The following is a 15,045-nucleotide window of genomic DNA, read 5'->3' on the forward strand; positions in this document are numbered from 1 at the left end:
ATCCGCGCTTCAAGTCCAAGCGCGGCACGCAGAGCAGCTATCATTGCACCGGCAAGATCGCCGTCGGCGACACCTGGATCACGGTACCCAAGGTGCCGGGGCGTATCGAGGCCGTGGTCCACCGCGATCCCGTCGGTGAGCTCACGTCGATCACCCTGACCCGGGCGGCCACTGGCAAGTACTACGCCGCACTGCTGTTCGAGGACGGCGCGGAGGCACGCCAGCCAGCCGACGTTGTTCCGGAGAGCGCGGTGGTCGGCGTCGATATGGGTCTGGCGCATCTGGCCATCGAGAGCGATGGCCGGAAGACGCCCAACCCGCATCATCTCAAGCGGGCGCAGTCCAATCTGCGCCGGAAGCAGAAGGCGCTTTCGCGGAAGACCAAAAGATCCCGGAACCGGGCAAGGGCCCGGCTGACGGTGGCGCGCGCGCATGCGCGCGTGGCCAACGCGCGCAACGACTTCCAGCACAAGCTCTCGAAACGACTGGTCGACGAAAACCAAGCGGTCATCGTGGAGACGCTGGCGGTCAAGAACATGGTGCGCAACCGCCGGCTGGCGCGGGCGATCTCGGACGCCGGCTGGCACGGCCTGATCTCGAAGGTCGCCTATAAAGCCGAACGCAGCGGCAAGCGGCTGGTCAAGCTCGACCGCTGGGCACCCACGTCGAAGACGTGCAGCGCCTGCGGGGAATCAGTCGAGACGATCCCGCTGTCGGTGCGTGACTGGGGCTGCGAGGCGTGCGGCGCGCGCCATGACCGGGACATCAACGCCGCGGTGAACATCAAGCACCTCGGCATCCAGAAGCTACGGGCGGGCGGTACGCACGTCCCTGCCTGCGGAGGCCTGCGTAAGCCGACCCACGCGGTCGCGGCGGCCGATGAAACAGGAAACAAGGCGGCGCGAGCCGCCTGAAGCCCCCGGCTTTAGCCGTGGGGAGCGTTCACACCCGTGCTCTACCTGCTAAGCTATCGCGGCAGCGACCGGAGAGAGGTGGGGCGGGCAGCGAGGATCGAACTCGCGACCAGTAGCTTGGAAGGCTACCGCTCAACCGCTGAGCTATACCCGCAAACAGCACGCACGATCGGTCTCCGGCGACGATCGTCGTGGAAAATGGTCGGAGTGGGCGGACTCGAACCACCGGCATCCTGGCCCCAAACCAGGCGCTCTACCACGCTGAGCTACACTCCGTCGAAGCGCCTCGCGCGGCGCCCGCGGCTGGCACGATAGCGCTGCCGCGGGGCGCCCTTGCAGACGCTCCGTGATCTCGTTCGCCCCGTCACGCGGCGCTGCCGGTCAAGCCGGCCCGCTTGGCGTGCGCGTCCGGGAGGCAGAAATCCGGCGTGCCGGGCTGCCCAAAGCCGGGTGCGTGGCCCGGCCTCCGGTTGCGTCCCGGGATATGACCCCGGGATCGGCCGCCCTGGCCGGCGGCGCCGGCATCAGGGCAAAGAAAAACCCCTCCTAAGCTGTGCTCGGAGGGGTCTAGTAACCCTTGGAGGATGTTCAGGCGCTTCTAGCCTGCTACTCCTCCCTCCGAGCGGGACGCCGGATCCGCGAACGCGGACCAGGCATTCAACGAGCCGACGTTCCCGGCCGACAGACCGAGCACGAAGGCGCGCGCATCAAGGCCACTGGGGGCCACGACGGGGCGCGTGCGCGTTGCTGATGTCGGGCGGCGGGTCATCGTTCTGTCTCGGGCTCTCGCTCGGATGCGCCTTGAGGCGCGGTGTTCTGTGGTCGCGGCGTGCGCGTCTGAGGCTGGCGCAAGCGGGCTGTTGCCCGGAGGCGCCGCGGCCTCGATAAGGGATATATGGGATCGGTTCGAAAAACGGAACCCTCTTTTTTCGGTCGGTGCACAAAAAATGTCTGATGCGCGGGTTTCTGCCCCGGGCGCGGCGACGGTCCTTTAATCATCAGAGACGGTCGCCGGATCGGTGAATTGCACCCATCTACCGTATATGTCCGAGCAACCGAACGTCCAGATCCACCGTCGTCGTCTGCTGACCGGAGCTGCGGCCCTGACCGGTATGGCGGCCGCGCGCCCGGCGATGGCTCTTGTTCCGCCGCCGCGCCGCCCGCGATCGCTCAAGCTGCTGAACGCCAATACGGGCGAGCGGATGGAGGCCCTCTACTTCGACGGGGAGGGCTACGACGCGACCGCGCTGGACGAGCTGGACTTCTTCATGCGCGACTGGCGCACCGGCGAGGTCATGCGCATGGATCTCGGCGTGTACGATCTCCTGCACGACATCGCGTACGAGGTCGGCCACCGCGGCTACCTGCACGTGGTTTCCGGCTACCGCACGCGACAGACCAATCGCATGCTGCGTACCCGGACGTCCGGGGTGGCCCGCAACAGCTTGCACCCCCTGGGCCGCGCGGTCGACTTCTGGGCGTACGGCGTGTCGTTGCGGGACTTGAACTGGGTGGCCCGCCGGCTGCGGCGCGGCGGCGTCGGCTACTATCCCGACAGCGGGTTCATTCACGTCGATACTGGCGCCGTGCGCTACTGGTAGTCCTGGGATCCGGCAGCAGGCCCCGTCGGCCGCCGTGAGCCGGCCACGCCCCCGAACAGGACAAGAAAGGAGGGGCGGCCGACCGGCCACCCCTCGCAATCGAAAGCCTGGTAGGGGCTCGACGGCAGCTGTGGGGCGTGATCAGGCCGACATGCGTTCTTGAGCGCATTCGCCCATCAGGACCTCGTCAATTTCCTGGGCCGTCAGCGTCTCCCGCGCCAGGAGGGCGTCGGCGAGCGCCTCGAGCTGGTAAAAGCCTCGGGTCAGGATCTGCGTGGCCGTGTCCTGACCCTCCTGCACGAAGCGCTTGACCTCGGCCTCCACCTCACCGGCGCAGGCGGCGCTGACCTTCGGGGCCCTGCCGAGGAAGCGGTCGCGCTCGCCCTCGGTGCAGTCGATCGGGCCCACCACCTCGCTCATGCCCCACTCGGTGACCATGCGCCGGGCGATCGAGGTCGCCATGCGGATGTCCGCGGCGGCGCCGGAGGTAACCTCCTCGTCGCCGAACACGAGCCGCTCGGCGACGCGGCCGCCGAAGGCCATGGCGATGCGCGCCTTGGCCTCGCGCACGGTGTAGCCTTTGCGGTCGCCCTCGGGCATCCACATCGCCACGCCCATCGCCCGGCCGCGCGGGACGATCGTGATCTTGTGCAGCGGGTCGTTGCCCGGCACCTTCAGGCCGACCAAAGCGTGTCCAGCCTCGTGGTAGGCGACCAGCCGCTTCTCGTGCTGAGTCATGATCATGCTGCGCCGCTCCGCGCCGACCATCACCTTGTCGCGCGCCAGCTCGAAGTGATGCGCGGACACCTGGTCCCGGTTGTCGCGCGCCGCGAACAGCGCCGCCTCGTTGACCACGTTGCGCAACTCGGCCCCAGAGTAGCCGGGTGTCAGCCGGGACTGTGCGGCGAGGTCGACGTCATCGGCCAGCGGCACGGTCTTCGCGTGGACCTTCAGGATCTGCTGGCGCTCGGTCACGCTCGGGAGGTCGACCTGGATCTGCCGGTCGAAGCGTCCCGGCCGGGTCAGCGCGGGGTCCAGGATGTCCGGGCGGTTGGTCGCGGCGATTACGATCAGGTTCTGGGAACGCGTGACCCCGTCCATCTCGCTCAGCAGCTGGTTCAGCGTCTGGTCGCGCTCGTCGCTGCCGCCCCCGCCGCCGGCCACACGGGATTTCCCCAGGGCGTCGATCTCGTCGATGAAAAGGATCGCACCCTTGGCGCCGGTCTTGGCGGCCTTCTTGCGCGCCTCGGCGAACAGATCGCGCACCCGGCTGGCGCCGACACCGACGTACATGTCGACGAACGCCGAGCCGCCGACCGAGTAGAACGGCACCCCGGACTCGCCGGCGACAGCGCGGGCCAGCAGCGTCTTGCCGGTGCCGGGAGGTCCCGCGAGTAGGATGCCGCGCGGGACCTCGCCGCCGACCTTCTTGAACCGCTCGGGATCGCGCAGCGCGGAGATCACCTCCTCCACGTCCTCCTTGGCGCTTTCCGCGCCGGCCACGTCCTTGAACGTGACCTTGTAGTCCTCCTCGCTCATCAGCTTGGCCTGGGACTTGCCGTGCGCGGCGGTGCCGCCGGCCTTCGCCTGCTGGCGCCGGTACAGGAAGATCATCACGCCGATGATCAGCAGCACCGGCCCCCAGCGGGACAGGAAACCGCTGAACATGCCGCCGCTCTCGGGCTGGCGGGCGATCACATCGGCACCGGAATCGATTAGCCGGTGGGCGTCGTCGGACCCCTCCGGTGCGACCGCGACGATGCGCTGACCGTCGATCTCGCCCCGCAGGACCGTCCCTTCGATCAGGACCCGCTCGATCTCGCCGGCCTTGGCGGCCTCGAGGAAGCGCGAGTAGGCCACCTGCTCGGGCGGGGCCTGTGTGGTCTTGGCGAGATCCTCCACCTGTGACTCCGCGTACGGACCGCCGGCGGCGGGTGGCTCTGCGGCGCTAGACGTGGCCGCGGGCTGCGCATCGCTCACGCGGGGATAGGTCAGTTCCTGGGGTGCGTGCTTCTGCGCCCACAGGGCGAGCAGGCCGAAGGTCAGGGCGAGGATCAGCAGGCTGGCGAGGATCCGACGGTGTCAGCAAGTTGGTCTGCATGCGTATTGAGTCCCGTTGGGCGGGTGAGTACTGCGCGGCGCCGCAGCGAGCGCGCGTGGCTAATGGGAACCTGGGAATGATCAGCCCTGTTGGCCGAGGTCACGACCCCCCCCTCATTGTCGTGAGCGCAGGCCTACAGGGTGCGCCTTAAAGGCGAATCAATCGTAAATACACACTCACGTGTGCATGGCCTGTGTAAATGGCCCGGGACGGTCTTTGGACTCGTTTTTTCCGTCGTGGCCCTCGCGGTCTTTACCGTTCTGTACCAAATCCCTCTGCATCCTGACCCGTTGCTGAGGATGCGCCATGCACGCCCGCCTTCTGATCCGGATCGAGGACCGGGTTGTCCGTTCCTACGACGCCTTCGTCGACGTCACGCAGATGCCCGAGTGCGCGCCTGCCGTCACCGACATCGTGGTCGACGCCGGCGAGATGACGGTCTCGGGCGGCGATGTCGCCGGCCACCTGTTCGACAGTCATTGCCGGGAGGTGATCCGCGGGATCAACGCGGAGTCCGGACTGCCGGCCGGCGTCGAGCTACACCTTTCGGCGGGCGCGGTGCTCGGCATGCGGGCGGTCCCGGATGCCGGCGGTGTGATGCGCGTGCGCGCGGTTCGTGTGCCCGACTACCCCGACGGCGCGGAGATCGAGCTCGACAGCACGCCGCTGCGCGATCTCTTCGACGGCCGTCAGCTGGATGCGCTGGTGCGCCACTGGGAGGCGATCCGATGACCCATATCGAGCGCATCCAGGCCGCCATCGAGGATGGCCAGCAGACGGCCCAGCAGGTCGAGCACAGGACCGACTACGCCCCGGAGCGGTATGGCTTCGTGGAGACCATCGCGCGGCGCTACGGTCTGAAGGACGAGGCCGCGATCGAGACCGCGAAAGAGCGCTATGCAGGCATGCGGGCGCGTAGCTGGCGAAAGGTGTTCGCGCCGGGCGAGCTCGGTCAGGGGTCCGGCGCGGCGATGGTCTCTGCGATGCCGTCCTTCTCGCGCGGCTTCTTTGAAGGGGGCTCGGCGCGCTCGATCGAGATAAACATCGCCTTCGTGACGCGTGAAGGGCTGCTGCAGACCCTGGGGGTGATGCATGAGGCCGACGATCTCGATCTGCCCCTGGTCGACCAGCTCGGCATCGAGGGGAGCGTCGACCGGATCCGGGATGCCATAGATCATGGACGCGGCCGCAGCCCTGAACTCAAGCTCAACGCGTTCTCGAGCCAGCTTCAGCGCAATTGCGGTTTCATGGCCAACGATCTGGCCCGGGAGACGTTCCGCGGCCTAGCTTTCCCGGACGTGAAGAAGAATCTGGCGGCCACCAAAGCCATGGCGGCGGTGGTCCAGCGGTTCGAGACCCGGCGGATGGTCGGGCAGATGGGCAAGTTCATCGCCCATCTCGACGAAGAGGCCATCTATCTGATGCGCCGCGCGGGGATCTACGATCGCGAGGCCTACAACTGGTTGGTGGGCAGTCGCCACGCCTTTGACCTGGCGGAGGATGACCTGGCAGAGGACGCCGCGAAGGTGTCCCAGTATCGCCGTCAGGCCATGCGCTACTACCCGCTGTTCGCCCATCGGATGAGTCGCGGTGGGGTGCCGGGGATCGACGAGGGTCAGTCGGTTCCGCGCGTTCTGGCAGACTCCTACGGCAAAGATGTGTTCTTTATGGATGAGGACTTCGGGTCCGATGGCAGCGACGACTCTCTGAGTGAGCGGGACGTGGCGCGCCTGCACGGGCTGACATGGCAGCGTGCCGGGCGGGAGGTCGCGCACGAGCCGATCGGCCTGGCACGCGATCTAGGGCGCGTCCCGGCGAATTGGCTTCCGAAGAGCCGCAAGGACTTCGCGGCCTTCAGGACGGTGATGGACAACGTCAATGGCCTGCACCGCGCCACCGGGGCGGACGAGGACGCGCTGGTGCGCGAGACCGGCGGTCGCTGGCAGGACTGGGCCGCTCGGTTCGAAGGCAATCCCGCCGAGGGTGTGAGGGACCTGGTCAACGCGTTTCAGAAGTCCGTTCTCTATCCGATCGCCGTGCAGGCGATTGAGGAGGCCGGCATCCCGACGGAACACTTCGGGGCCGACAAGCTCCGGCAGATCACGGGTTTGAATCCATCGGGACCGATCGCGCACGCCGACAACCAGTACTCCCCGAGAACGGTCGAGGTGCTGTTCGGCACCAAGGGGATGTCGGCGATCATGGAAGCCTCGAAGCGCTGGCACCAGGAGCTGCCCAGGCTGAACGCGGCTCTACAGGACCCCAAGGTCGTCGGGGCAGTCTCGTGGGCGCCGCTGACCGAGGCCTGGACTGCACCGAATGGCTGCACCCTCGAGCCGATCCTGAACGAGGCGGGCCTCAAGGAGGAGGGGCGCGCGATGAAGCACTGTGTGGGTGGTTACACGCACGCCTGCACCCGCGATTGCCACGTCCTATCGCTGAAGGGTCCGAAGGGACAGCGGCTCACGACCCTGGAGATCCGCGACCCCCGCGGAAGAGACGGGAAGTTCAAGCTCGTCCAGAACTACGGCCCCGGCAATTCCACGGCGCCGAAAGAGGCGAAGGCCGCCGCCGAGGCGTACCTGCGCCACTTGCAGGCCCTCGAAAAAGAGCGGGCGATCGATTGGGGCGGCATCCGCGAGGGGCGCGAGAGGGCGCGCAAGGAGATGGAGAAGAAGGGCAAGCTCGCGGCCGAGGTCGGCTTCGACCTGCGCGACAAGCAGCGCAGCGAGGCCGCGTTCCAGCTTTACCGCCGCTACATGACGGGTCCGGCGCGCAAGGCACAGACCCTGGACCAGTTCCTGGATCAGACCGGGCTGCGCAAGGCGCTAACCGAGGGTGCGGTGGAGAATGCGTGGCAGGATCGCCTGGAGCAACGCCGTGACCGCGCCTCGTTCAGGAAGAGCGAGCGGCAGGGCCAACGCCGCAACCGGGCGGGCCAGCCGCGCTCGGAGCGGATCGCGCCGCCGCAGATCACGGCGGGCTTCTCCGAGCTCAGCGCTGCCGAGTACGCAAGGTTCACCCCGGTACAGCAAGCGAGGACGAACGCGGTTATCCTTGTGCCGGGAGAGGGCCTGCTTGCGAAGGTTGAGCCGCAGTCCGGCCTGACTGTCGAGGCGCGGGCGGATCGGATGGCCGACGCGCTCCGTGAGCGCGCCCAGGGCGTGAGCGGCGTCTTCGCCCGCGCGAAGCTCGCCGACATGGCGGACCGCGTGATCGTGGCGCCGTCGGTGGAGGAGGCGCGCGCAGCCCGTCAGGTGGCGATGCAAGCGGCTGGCCGGACTCGCCAGGACCGGCAGGCGATCACCGGCCTCGCGCCGAACCTCGTGGGCCGGCCTGACCTGCGCGAGCGGTACCGGGCCAACGAACAGGGGGTCGACCTGACGGTGCACACACGCAAGCAGGTCCTCGCAGGCATCGATCGGCTGCATGCCGCCCTGACGGACCAGCGGCCGCAGCGGGTCGGCGAGGGCGACGCGCGCTAACGGCGCAGCGTCGCGCGCCGGCGGATCAGCAGCCTCGCGCGGCGGCGCGCCAGAAGCTGGCGTCGATCGTGGGCATGCTGACGAGCTGGCCCGCGGCCGGCGAGAGCGACACGCAGGCGTGGTCCGCACCAGTGGCCTTCGTGGCGTTCGCGAAGGCGATCAGGCTGGCGGTGACGGCCACGAGCAGGACCGTGCCGATGAGCATATCTCTGGGCTGTGGTAGCGGCATCTCGGGCATCTGTTTTGCCTCCTTGCGGGCGTGTACGGCTGGGCCTGCCCTATTGGCGCCCAAACCGTAAAGAATCTCTTGGTAGTCGGTAAATGGGACCGGAAGTACGGTCCTGGCGAAGCCGAAACATATTCCCCGGCGCCATCGGCCTCGTCCGGACACCATCTCCCTGGTCGACGGCGTCCGGCGCGCAGGCCTTAGGAATCCCGGTCGCCGCCGTCGGCAAAGTTTGTCCAAGAGCGGCCCTGTGCCGGAGGCGGTTCGTAGTGGAACTCGAGGCACTGATGATCCACGCGATCGGTTTTGTCGCGGCCACAATCGGCTCGCTCAGCTACTTGATCGAGCGACCGAGGCGGATCCTGATCCTGCATGCGCTCTCCTGGGGGTTCTGGGGGTCTTACTTTCTCTTGCTCGGTGGCACCGCAGGCCTCGTTGTCGCGGTTCTTTCGGCGGCGATCTGCCTGATTGGCGCGTTCGGAAGCGAGCGCCTGATGCGGCGGACCGCGTTTGGCGGGCTGCTGCCGATCTGGGCCGTTGGGTTCTATCTGCACGGCGATGGGCTCGGGCTGGTGGCAGTCTGGGCGCCGATCCTGGCGAGTACGATCGAGACGCTGAGCATTGCCGTCCGGGATCGTGCGATCGGGTTCCGGGCGGCGGCGCTTGGTGCCAACGCCTGCTGGTTCGCGTTTGGCCTGGCCGTCGGCGCGTACGTCTCGGTCGCGTTCGCGGTGATCAGCGGCGCCGTGATCGTGATGACCGGCGTCTGTATCTTGAGAAAACGGCGGGAAGTCGGGCTGGAAGTAAATCCGCAGGTAGCCGAGCCGGCCCGCACCTGATTCTCGCGACCGACGTCGAAAACCTGCGGCGCATGGACTGCGCGAGCGTATGGGTTGCGGCGGCTCGCGGCGGGACTAGCTTCAAGGTCAGGGACACGCTAGTCGTAAGTCGGTCAAGGCACGGGAACTGCTAGCTCCCGGGATGCGGGTTCGAGCCCCGCGCGTGTCACCAGCCCTTTTTGGACGGAGCCCTATCGATGCGGGACGAAAAAGCCGGCCTGTAGCTCTTCCACACGGGTCGTCCGTGCGGGATCTTCCGCGAGCGTTCTTTCTGATCCGACCCGGCCCGACTGCCGCTGCGGCCCCCGTAGCGCCAGTTCTTGCCTGATCTCCTACGCGTTACTGCGTACCGACATCGTCATGCCACCGGGCAAGGCAGCGGCGCAGGCCGGTCACGCGTTCGCCGCGAGCCTCTTGGCGGCCGTCGATCTGGACCCGGAGCTGCTGCCCGTTCTGCAGGCGCGCTCGATCACCCGCGTCGTCCTCTGCGCTGGCGACCTGGCGGCACTCCACGTCTTGCATGCCCGCGCGAGGGCTTCCGGGCTGCCGGCAGCCTTGTTCGAAGATCGCGGACATGTGCTTCCGCCTGACTTCGACGGAACCCCAATCGCGACAGCGCTCGGCATCGGGCCTTGTTGCCGCTCGGCCGCGCGCCCGATCACACGGGGCTTACGATGCTGGCGATGATGCGCGCCCGGCCGCCGCCGGGAAGCCGACACCTCGTCCGTTACCTCGTTCCCTCGCGCACACAGGAGAACATTATGCGCATCTACGAGACCGACATCATGCGTCTGGCGGCCTTCCATGCCGGGCGCGGCGCCCCGCTGAAGCCGGAGAACCTCTACGCGATCGGCGGCAGTGACCGGGAGAGCTACCTGGCGTTCGTCGACGCCTGGAAGGCCGCGTGGCACGGCCGCGTCATGGAGTGCCGCCTGGCGAAGAAGCAGCAGCGTGCCAAGGGCGGGCACCGCTGGGGCCAGCGGGCGTGCGCCCAGGGACGCCGAGAGGCTTTGCGAGGTCAGCTGCGGGCGTTGCTGGTGCTGCGCCGGCGGATGAAGGAGGCGGCCAGGCTGGCGGTGGAGCGCGAGCGGGCGCGTCGCCCGGCCGCCTAGACCGGTAGTGCTGCTCGTGTGCAGGCGGCGATTGGAAAACAGCCCTTAACCCTCCTCGTGCCACCGTGCGGACATGACCAACGAGATCGATGTCCGCACGGACACGAGCGGCTCCGGGCTGGCGCACGCGGCCAGGGGCGCCTCAACCAAAGCACGGCGCCGGCCGGTCGCGGCGCGGGCGGGCGTCACGCACGAGACGATGGCGAACGTGATGTCGCTGGTGCCGATCCGCGGTGTGATCAGCACACGGGTCCTGCTGTCGCTGTTCGAGCGGCCGAAGGAGGCGGCACGGGCGTACGCAGCGTTGCGACGGCTTCGCCGCATGGGGCTGATCGAGCAGGTCGAGTTCGGCACCTGGCGGCGAGTCGAACGGGCGGATGCGGGCGAGGGGAGGCCCGTTGCCGGCCAGGCGTAGTTCCGGGTTGCGTTTAGGGGGCGTCGCGCGCTATCGCGGGAGATGGGTCGCCGCGCACCCAGCCGCCCCCGGCCGCATCGGCGGTCAAGGTAAAGCCGGCGTGATGGACAGAGCACGAGTTTCCTGCAACGGGAAGCCCGATCTGGACGGACGGGGGCACGCCACAGCGCGAGCTGGTCGGTCGGGCTTCGCGACAGGAGACGCGTCATGCCGTCGATCCAGATCAACTCCCGGTTCCCCTCCCGTCTTGCCAAGCAGTTGCGTGCTCGGCTGAGCGCCCGCGGCGTAGACCTGAAACAGACCGAAGTCCTCCACGACATCGCCCAGGTGCTGGGCTGGCGCAGCGACGCGCTGCAGCACTACCTGAAGTCCGGCGCCGGTCGTGGCGCGCAGGGCCAGCAGGGCGAGGACGATAGCGAGATCATCGCCCGCAAGCTCGGGATGATCTACCACGATCCCGAGTTCGTGCGCGTGATCGACCTGATCCGCGCAGACGACTGGGTCTTCGATGAGAAGCCCGACGGCGAGATCTTCATCATCAAGGTCCTGGAGCCATCCCCGATCCAGGACGCGATCGGGGATGAGGTCGAGTTACTGTACCAGATGAACAGGACGGTGCATCGCGACCCGAACGCCCCGGTCTGGCAGGTCCAGCGGCTCTGTGGCATCTACCCCGATGGAGACGAGGGCGATCCCGGGTCCGTCAGTGCCGGCGGCATGACCCTGAGTGAGGCCATGAAGGCCGCGCATCGCCTGCCGAAGCCCGTCGATCAGGCCGGCGTGCCGTACGACTGGCCGGATCTCTCCGGGCGGATCGACTGCCCGGTGGCGCGGCAGTACCGGACCGATATCCGCTCCACGCTGGGACACACCTGGGCTGGCATGGTCTACGGCGAGCCTGTTATTCGAGATGGCTGGGTGATCCTGGAGGGCAGCTGGGTGATCCAGGACCAGACCAATTTCGACGCGAGCAGCTACAGCCGGGAAGACGTTGAGGACTGGCCCTTCCACATCGACCGCTGGCGACTGGAGGTTGGTGATGCGGAGTGGTCTGGCGATGACTTCGGCCGGCTCGAGGACGCGCTTCTGGCGGAGATGGGCGTCACCCGTTAGCCGGTGGGCCGAAGCGTGGCGAGGGCGTTTTCGGCGAACCGGAGCGCCTGGATCTGGTCGCGCACAGCGCATACCGCGGCCTGTAGGCTCTCCAGGGTGAGGCCGAAGCGCTCGATCGCCCGATTGCGCAGCAGCTGCTCCGCGCCGCTCACGCCCAGCTGGGCCATCTCGTCGTCGATCAGCTCTGCTTCCTCGGGCGTGATCGTGACCTCCAGGTGCTCGGCGATCCGATCGAGCGGGTCTTCGAGCGCGAACGGGTCGACGTCTTTGGTGAGGGTGTCCGCGTGCGGATCGCGCCAGCTGGCGACGAGCTCCAGCAGGTTCTGGCGCAGGTCCGCGCGCCCGATCCCGGAGAGGGCGAGCTCGATCAGGGTCTGGGCGTTGCGGGCAAGGACGGCGCGCTCCCGGACCGCCCAGGGGGCGGGCACGACACGGCCGTCGCGCATGCGCGCGTCCAGGTATGCAGCCTCGCTGGAGATGGCGGCCCGGATCTTGGGATCGATTGTGTCGGCGTACCGCCAGCACCCGAGGTGATGAAGCGCCCAGGCTTTGCCCTGGACGAAGGCGATGCGCTCGAGCGCGTCCGCTTCGTCGCACGCGCCCTCGGCGGTCATGGACGAGACGAACCAGAGGTCGTGGATTGAGCGGGCCTCGGCGCGGGCGAGGTCGGCCGCGCGCGCATGCACAGCGGGGTCCAGTCCGGACAGGCACTCGGATCCGGCCAGCAACAGGCTGACAGAGGCGGCTTCCTGCGCATGTGCGGCGATGTCAGCCAGGCGGTCGCGGTTGTCGCCGGCGTCCCGCCAGAGGCAGGCACAGCTCAGGGCATCGGCGACGAACGCGTCCGGATGATGTGTGCCGGCGGCGCGCTGGCTCGCGTCCAACTCCACGAAGGTCCGCGCGGCGATCGCCGGGGCGGTTGGGACGTTCAGGCGCTTGCCGAACATGCCGGCGATCCAATGCATGCCCTCGGCTTCTGCGATCAGCGTCGCGGTCTCGGCCGCGCCGGAGACCAGGGTGGCGTTGATGATCGGTTCGAGATGACCGAACAGGTCGCTCGCGCTTCGCCAGGCCGTCCAGGCGAAGGCTGTGTGGATCCAGCCGGTGGGAAAGCCATCCGCCTTCGGTGCGGCAAGAACCAGGGTGTCGGCATCGTCGAGGTAGAGGTCATCCACGGCGAGGGAGAGCATGACCGGGTCTCTCTCAAAGAATGTGACGACCGTGGTCGACATGGCTCCCCAGATCTTCGGCGCCGGCCGCGCGCGGCCGCTCAGGATGGCGGCTTCCGGCTGACGGCCGTTGCGAGCGAGCGCGTAGCAGGCGGTCCAGGAACCGGACCGTGCGACCAGGCGGTGCCCGCCATCGCGCACCACGGCGAAAAGGTCGCCCTCGATGACGTCGATGGCGTCGATGTCGAGCAGCGTGTCGCTGCCGTCGGCGTAGCAGAGCCGGAACTTCCTGGGCACGACCAAGCTCCCAAATACGGTTGTCGTGAGATGGAAGTGGGTGCTTTCTAGGGATGATGGCCTGTTCTACCGGGCGCCCGATGAGACCTACCGGACGTGCTTAGCCACCAGGTCGCGCAGCATATCGCCTGAGATCAGCTCCACCCCGCAGGTTTCGGCCATGTCGCGCCCGGCCTTCGTGAAGTCCCTGCGCACGACGACGATGGCGCGGTCGCCGCGGTAGTAGCTCTTGGCCGTGAAGGCTTCCTGGATCGCACGGACGCCGACGTTCTGCGCCCAGTCCTTGCATTGAACGATGCTGGTCTTGCCGCGGCGGCGCACGATCAGGTCGGCACCGAAATCGCCGCTCTTGCCGACCCGTTTGACCTTATAGCCCATCTTGCGGAAGAGCGTGGCGCAGGCATCCTCGAAGCCATCGCCGTTGCCCTTGCGATGGTGTTCGTGAAGGAAGCGGTTGAGCTGCTTGATCTTTCGGCGTTCGGAAAAGCGCCGCCAGATGGCAAGCAGGATGACCAGCACCGCGAGCCCCGCGAGCAGCTCGGGAAGGCGGTCTGTCGGGATCCAGGAGGGGATGTCAGCCGGGATGAGGCGCTGGGCGAGACTCTCGGCGAGGCGCTGTGGGATATCGTTCATGAGCTTGGGATGTATCGAGAGTGTGGAACAGCGCCACGCGGCGCGCGAAAAGTCGCTGGATCGCCTACGTCAACTCCGCTGCGTCCCGGTGCTTTGCCTGGGATGACGGAGGTTTGGCCGTGCCGGACGCTTCACTGGCGGCGCGTTGGGCCCGCATGGCGTCGATCCGGAAGTAGTGCTCGAGCAGACCAGGCAGGGCGACGCCCTCGCTGAGCGCCGGCCCCATGAAGGGGTACTCGAAGACGAGCTCCTCGACGCGATCCTGGGGGATCAGCTGCAGGTTCAGCTTCGCGGCACGCCCCGCAAGCGCCAGCGCGTCACGCTCCAGGCGCGCCTCACCTTCTTCAGGCATGCGCGGCCCCTCGCGGTCGAACAGCACCAGCAGGTCGTAGTCCGAGTCCGACCGGTGATCGCGGCGGGCGCGCGAGCCGAACAGGCTGATCTCGGCACTCGGCAGATGGCGCTCGATCGCGACCTGGCAGGCATGCAGAACCTTCGCCTCCTCAGGATCGAGGTCGGCGGCGATCAGGACGGGCGGCAGGTCACTTGCCATGAGGCGTCTCCGGTGAGGCATGTCATCCCGGAGATGGGATTCAGGGACGCCCGGTGCGTCGCTGACAGCAGCTAACCGAGAACCGGTAAAAAAAAGGGGGGGTGTGGTGTACCGTCCCGTTTCCCTGAAAGAGTGCATTAAACCACAGCGGGGCTGCAGATCGAGACGCTCGAACTGGGTGACGGCTACGAGTTCAATCTCCTCGAACTGCAGAGGTTCTACGAGGAAGAGGGCACGCTGGCGAACGCGAACCCGCTGGATCCTGCAGCGTGAGGCGAGCCGGTACTGCCCGCCGTGGTCATATCGGGGCACCCCCCCTTGGCCGCTAATCTTGAATCCCAAACAGCTTTCCGGCCCCATCTCCTTTGTGGGGTCGCCGGACCGCTTCGCTGCTCCCCCAGCCCGTCTCACGGGCCACGGTAAACCCGGCCGGGTCTATTGCGTTCTGCGTATGTTCTCCATATCTTGTGGCCATGTCGCGTGACCACCTAACGCTACAGGGCTTCCTGGATTTGGTGCCGGACGAAGACCATGCCGAGGCGTTGTTCCTGTCCGCCCGCTGGCCGGATGGACCGGTTTGCCGCTGG

At 67.5% G+C, this 15,045-nt stretch carries 14 protein-coding genes and 3 tRNA genes; 10 read left to right on the top strand and 7 right to left on the bottom strand.

The annotated features are described in order from the left end of the window. Positions 1-914, top strand: a 914-nt coding sequence (locus CKO28_RS22370; protein WP_200343117.1) for an RNA-guided endonuclease InsQ/TnpB family protein, incomplete at its 5' end; no start/stop codon positions are given. 79 nt (positions 915-993) lie between these two features. On the opposite strand, the gene CKO28_RS22375 is transcribed toward CKO28_RS22370, so the two are convergent. Both CKO28_RS22375 and CKO28_RS22380 read right to left on the bottom strand, forming a co-directional pair. After that, a tRNA-Gly gene (locus CKO28_RS22375) sits at positions 994-1,068 on the bottom strand. A gap of 45 nt (positions 1,069-1,113) precedes the next feature. After that, a tRNA-Pro gene (locus CKO28_RS22380) sits at positions 1,114-1,190 on the bottom strand. Positions 1,191-1,957: 767 nt separating this feature from the next. On the opposite strand from CKO28_RS22380, the gene mepK reads away from it, so the two are divergent. Then, positions 1,958-2,515: a peptidoglycan L,D-endopeptidase MepK gene (mepK, locus tag CKO28_RS22385; RefSeq protein WP_200343118.1), complete on the top strand. Its 558-nt coding sequence runs from the start codon at positions 1,958-1,960 to the stop codon at positions 2,513-2,515. A 141-nt stretch (positions 2,516-2,656) separates the two neighbouring features. Here mepK and ftsH read toward each other — a convergent pair whose 3' ends face one another. Continuing rightward, on the bottom strand, positions 2,657-4,417 hold the full coding sequence (gene ftsH / locus CKO28_RS22390; protein ID WP_200343119.1) for an ATP-dependent zinc metalloprotease FtsH: 1,761 nt from the start codon (positions 4,415-4,417) through the stop codon (positions 2,657-2,659). A gap of 505 nt (positions 4,418-4,922) precedes the next feature. Between ftsH and CKO28_RS22395 the strand changes: the two genes are divergently transcribed. Both CKO28_RS22395 and CKO28_RS22400 read left to right on the top strand, forming a co-directional pair. Then, positions 4,923-5,348, top strand: coding sequence for a hypothetical protein (locus CKO28_RS22395; RefSeq protein ID WP_200343120.1), 426 nt, complete (start codon positions 4,923-4,925; stop codon positions 5,346-5,348). Beyond that, the gene (locus CKO28_RS22400; protein ID WP_200343121.1) at positions 5,345-8,101 is read left to right on the top strand and encodes a PcfJ domain-containing protein; all 2,757 of its coding nucleotides are present in this window, start codon (positions 5,345-5,347) and stop codon (positions 8,099-8,101) included. Before CKO28_RS22395 ends, CKO28_RS22400 begins: the two co-directional genes overlap by 4 nt. A gap of 25 nt (positions 8,102-8,126) precedes the next feature. Here CKO28_RS22400 and CKO28_RS22405 read toward each other — a convergent pair whose 3' ends face one another. Continuing rightward, positions 8,127-8,339, bottom strand: coding sequence for a hypothetical protein (locus CKO28_RS22405; protein ID WP_200343122.1), 213 nt, complete (start codon positions 8,337-8,339; stop codon positions 8,127-8,129). 275 nt (positions 8,340-8,614) lie between these two features. Here CKO28_RS22405 and CKO28_RS22410 point away from each other — a divergent pair, with 275 nt between their 5' ends. The 6 genes from CKO28_RS22410 to CKO28_RS22435 all read left to right on the top strand — a co-directional run bounded on the left by CKO28_RS22410 (position 8,615) and on the right by CKO28_RS22435 (position 11,806). Beyond that, complete coding sequence (locus CKO28_RS22410; protein WP_200343123.1) at positions 8,615-9,166, top strand: YgjV family protein; 552 nt, start codon at positions 8,615-8,617, stop codon at positions 9,164-9,166. 92 nt (positions 9,167-9,258) lie between these two features. Continuing rightward, positions 9,259-9,338: transfer RNA gene (locus tag CKO28_RS22415), tRNA-Ser, on the top strand. Between the two features lie 188 nt (positions 9,339-9,526). Next, positions 9,527-9,853: a peptidyl-tRNA hydrolase gene (locus CKO28_RS29455; RefSeq protein ID WP_200343124.1), complete on the top strand. Its 327-nt coding sequence runs from the start codon at positions 9,527-9,529 to the stop codon at positions 9,851-9,853. 74 nt (positions 9,854-9,927) lie between these two features. After that, positions 9,928-10,278: a hypothetical protein gene (locus CKO28_RS22425; RefSeq protein WP_200343125.1), complete on the top strand. Its 351-nt coding sequence runs from the start codon at positions 9,928-9,930 to the stop codon at positions 10,276-10,278. A 73-nt stretch (positions 10,279-10,351) separates the two neighbouring features. After that, complete coding sequence (locus CKO28_RS22430; protein WP_200343126.1) at positions 10,352-10,693, top strand: hypothetical protein; 342 nt, start codon at positions 10,352-10,354, stop codon at positions 10,691-10,693. 207 nt (positions 10,694-10,900) lie between these two features. Further along, positions 10,901-11,806, top strand: coding sequence for a hypothetical protein (locus CKO28_RS22435; protein ID WP_200343127.1), 906 nt, complete (start codon positions 10,901-10,903; stop codon positions 11,804-11,806). Here the strand turns inward: CKO28_RS22435 and CKO28_RS22440 are convergent. The 3 genes from CKO28_RS22440 to CKO28_RS22450 form a co-directional block, all read right to left on the bottom strand. Further along, the gene (locus tag CKO28_RS22440; protein WP_200343128.1) at positions 11,803-13,272 is read right to left on the bottom strand and encodes a hypothetical protein; all 1,470 of its coding nucleotides are present in this window, start codon (positions 13,270-13,272) and stop codon (positions 11,803-11,805) included. The genes CKO28_RS22435 and CKO28_RS22440 overlap by 4 nt on opposite strands. An 87-nt stretch (positions 13,273-13,359) precedes the next feature. Beyond that, on the bottom strand, positions 13,360-13,905 hold the full coding sequence (locus tag CKO28_RS22445; RefSeq protein WP_200343129.1) for a restriction endonuclease: 546 nt from the start codon (positions 13,903-13,905) through the stop codon (positions 13,360-13,362). A 64-nt stretch (positions 13,906-13,969) separates the two neighbouring features. Then, positions 13,970-14,458 (bottom strand): nucleotidyltransferase domain-containing protein, encoded by a 489-nt coding sequence (locus tag CKO28_RS22450; protein ID WP_200343130.1) that lies wholly within the window; start codon positions 14,456-14,458, stop codon positions 13,970-13,972. Between the last annotated feature and the right edge of the window lie 587 nt (positions 14,459-15,045).

Origin of the sequence: Rhodovibrio sodomensis, assembly GCF_016583645.1 — a bacterium.
GTDB lineage: Bacteria > Pseudomonadota > Alphaproteobacteria > Kiloniellales > Rhodovibrionaceae > Rhodovibrio > Rhodovibrio sodomensis.

Bases quoted from the DNA above. Each gene is read 5' to 3' on its own strand.
- mepK (WP_200343118.1), top strand. From the start codon at position 1,958: ATGTCCGAGCAACCGAACGTCCAGATCCACCGTCGTCGTCTGCTGACC.
- CKO28_RS22395 (WP_200343120.1), top strand. From the start codon at position 4,923: ATGCACGCCCGCCTTCTGATCCGGATCGAGGACCGGGTTGTCCGTTCC.
- CKO28_RS22400 (WP_200343121.1), top strand. From the start codon at position 5,345: ATGACCCATATCGAGCGCATCCAGGCCGCCATCGAGGATGGCCAGCAG.
- CKO28_RS22405 (WP_200343122.1), bottom strand. From the start codon at position 8,339: ATGCCCGAGATGCCGCTACCACAGCCCAGAGATATGCTCATCGGCACG.
- CKO28_RS22410 (WP_200343123.1), top strand. From the start codon at position 8,615: ATGATCCACGCGATCGGTTTTGTCGCGGCCACAATCGGCTCGCTCAGC.
- CKO28_RS29455 (WP_200343124.1), top strand. From the start codon at position 9,527: ATGCCACCGGGCAAGGCAGCGGCGCAGGCCGGTCACGCGTTCGCCGCG.
- CKO28_RS22425 (WP_200343125.1), top strand. From the start codon at position 9,928: ATGCGCATCTACGAGACCGACATCATGCGTCTGGCGGCCTTCCATGCC.
- CKO28_RS22430 (WP_200343126.1), top strand. From the start codon at position 10,352: ATGACCAACGAGATCGATGTCCGCACGGACACGAGCGGCTCCGGGCTG.
- CKO28_RS22435 (WP_200343127.1), top strand. From the start codon at position 10,901: ATGCCGTCGATCCAGATCAACTCCCGGTTCCCCTCCCGTCTTGCCAAG.
- CKO28_RS22445 (WP_200343129.1), bottom strand. From the start codon at position 13,905: ATGAACGATATCCCACAGCGCCTCGCCGAGAGTCTCGCCCAGCGCCTC.
- CKO28_RS22450 (WP_200343130.1), bottom strand. From the start codon at position 14,458: ATGGCAAGTGACCTGCCGCCCGTCCTGATCGCCGCCGACCTCGATCCT.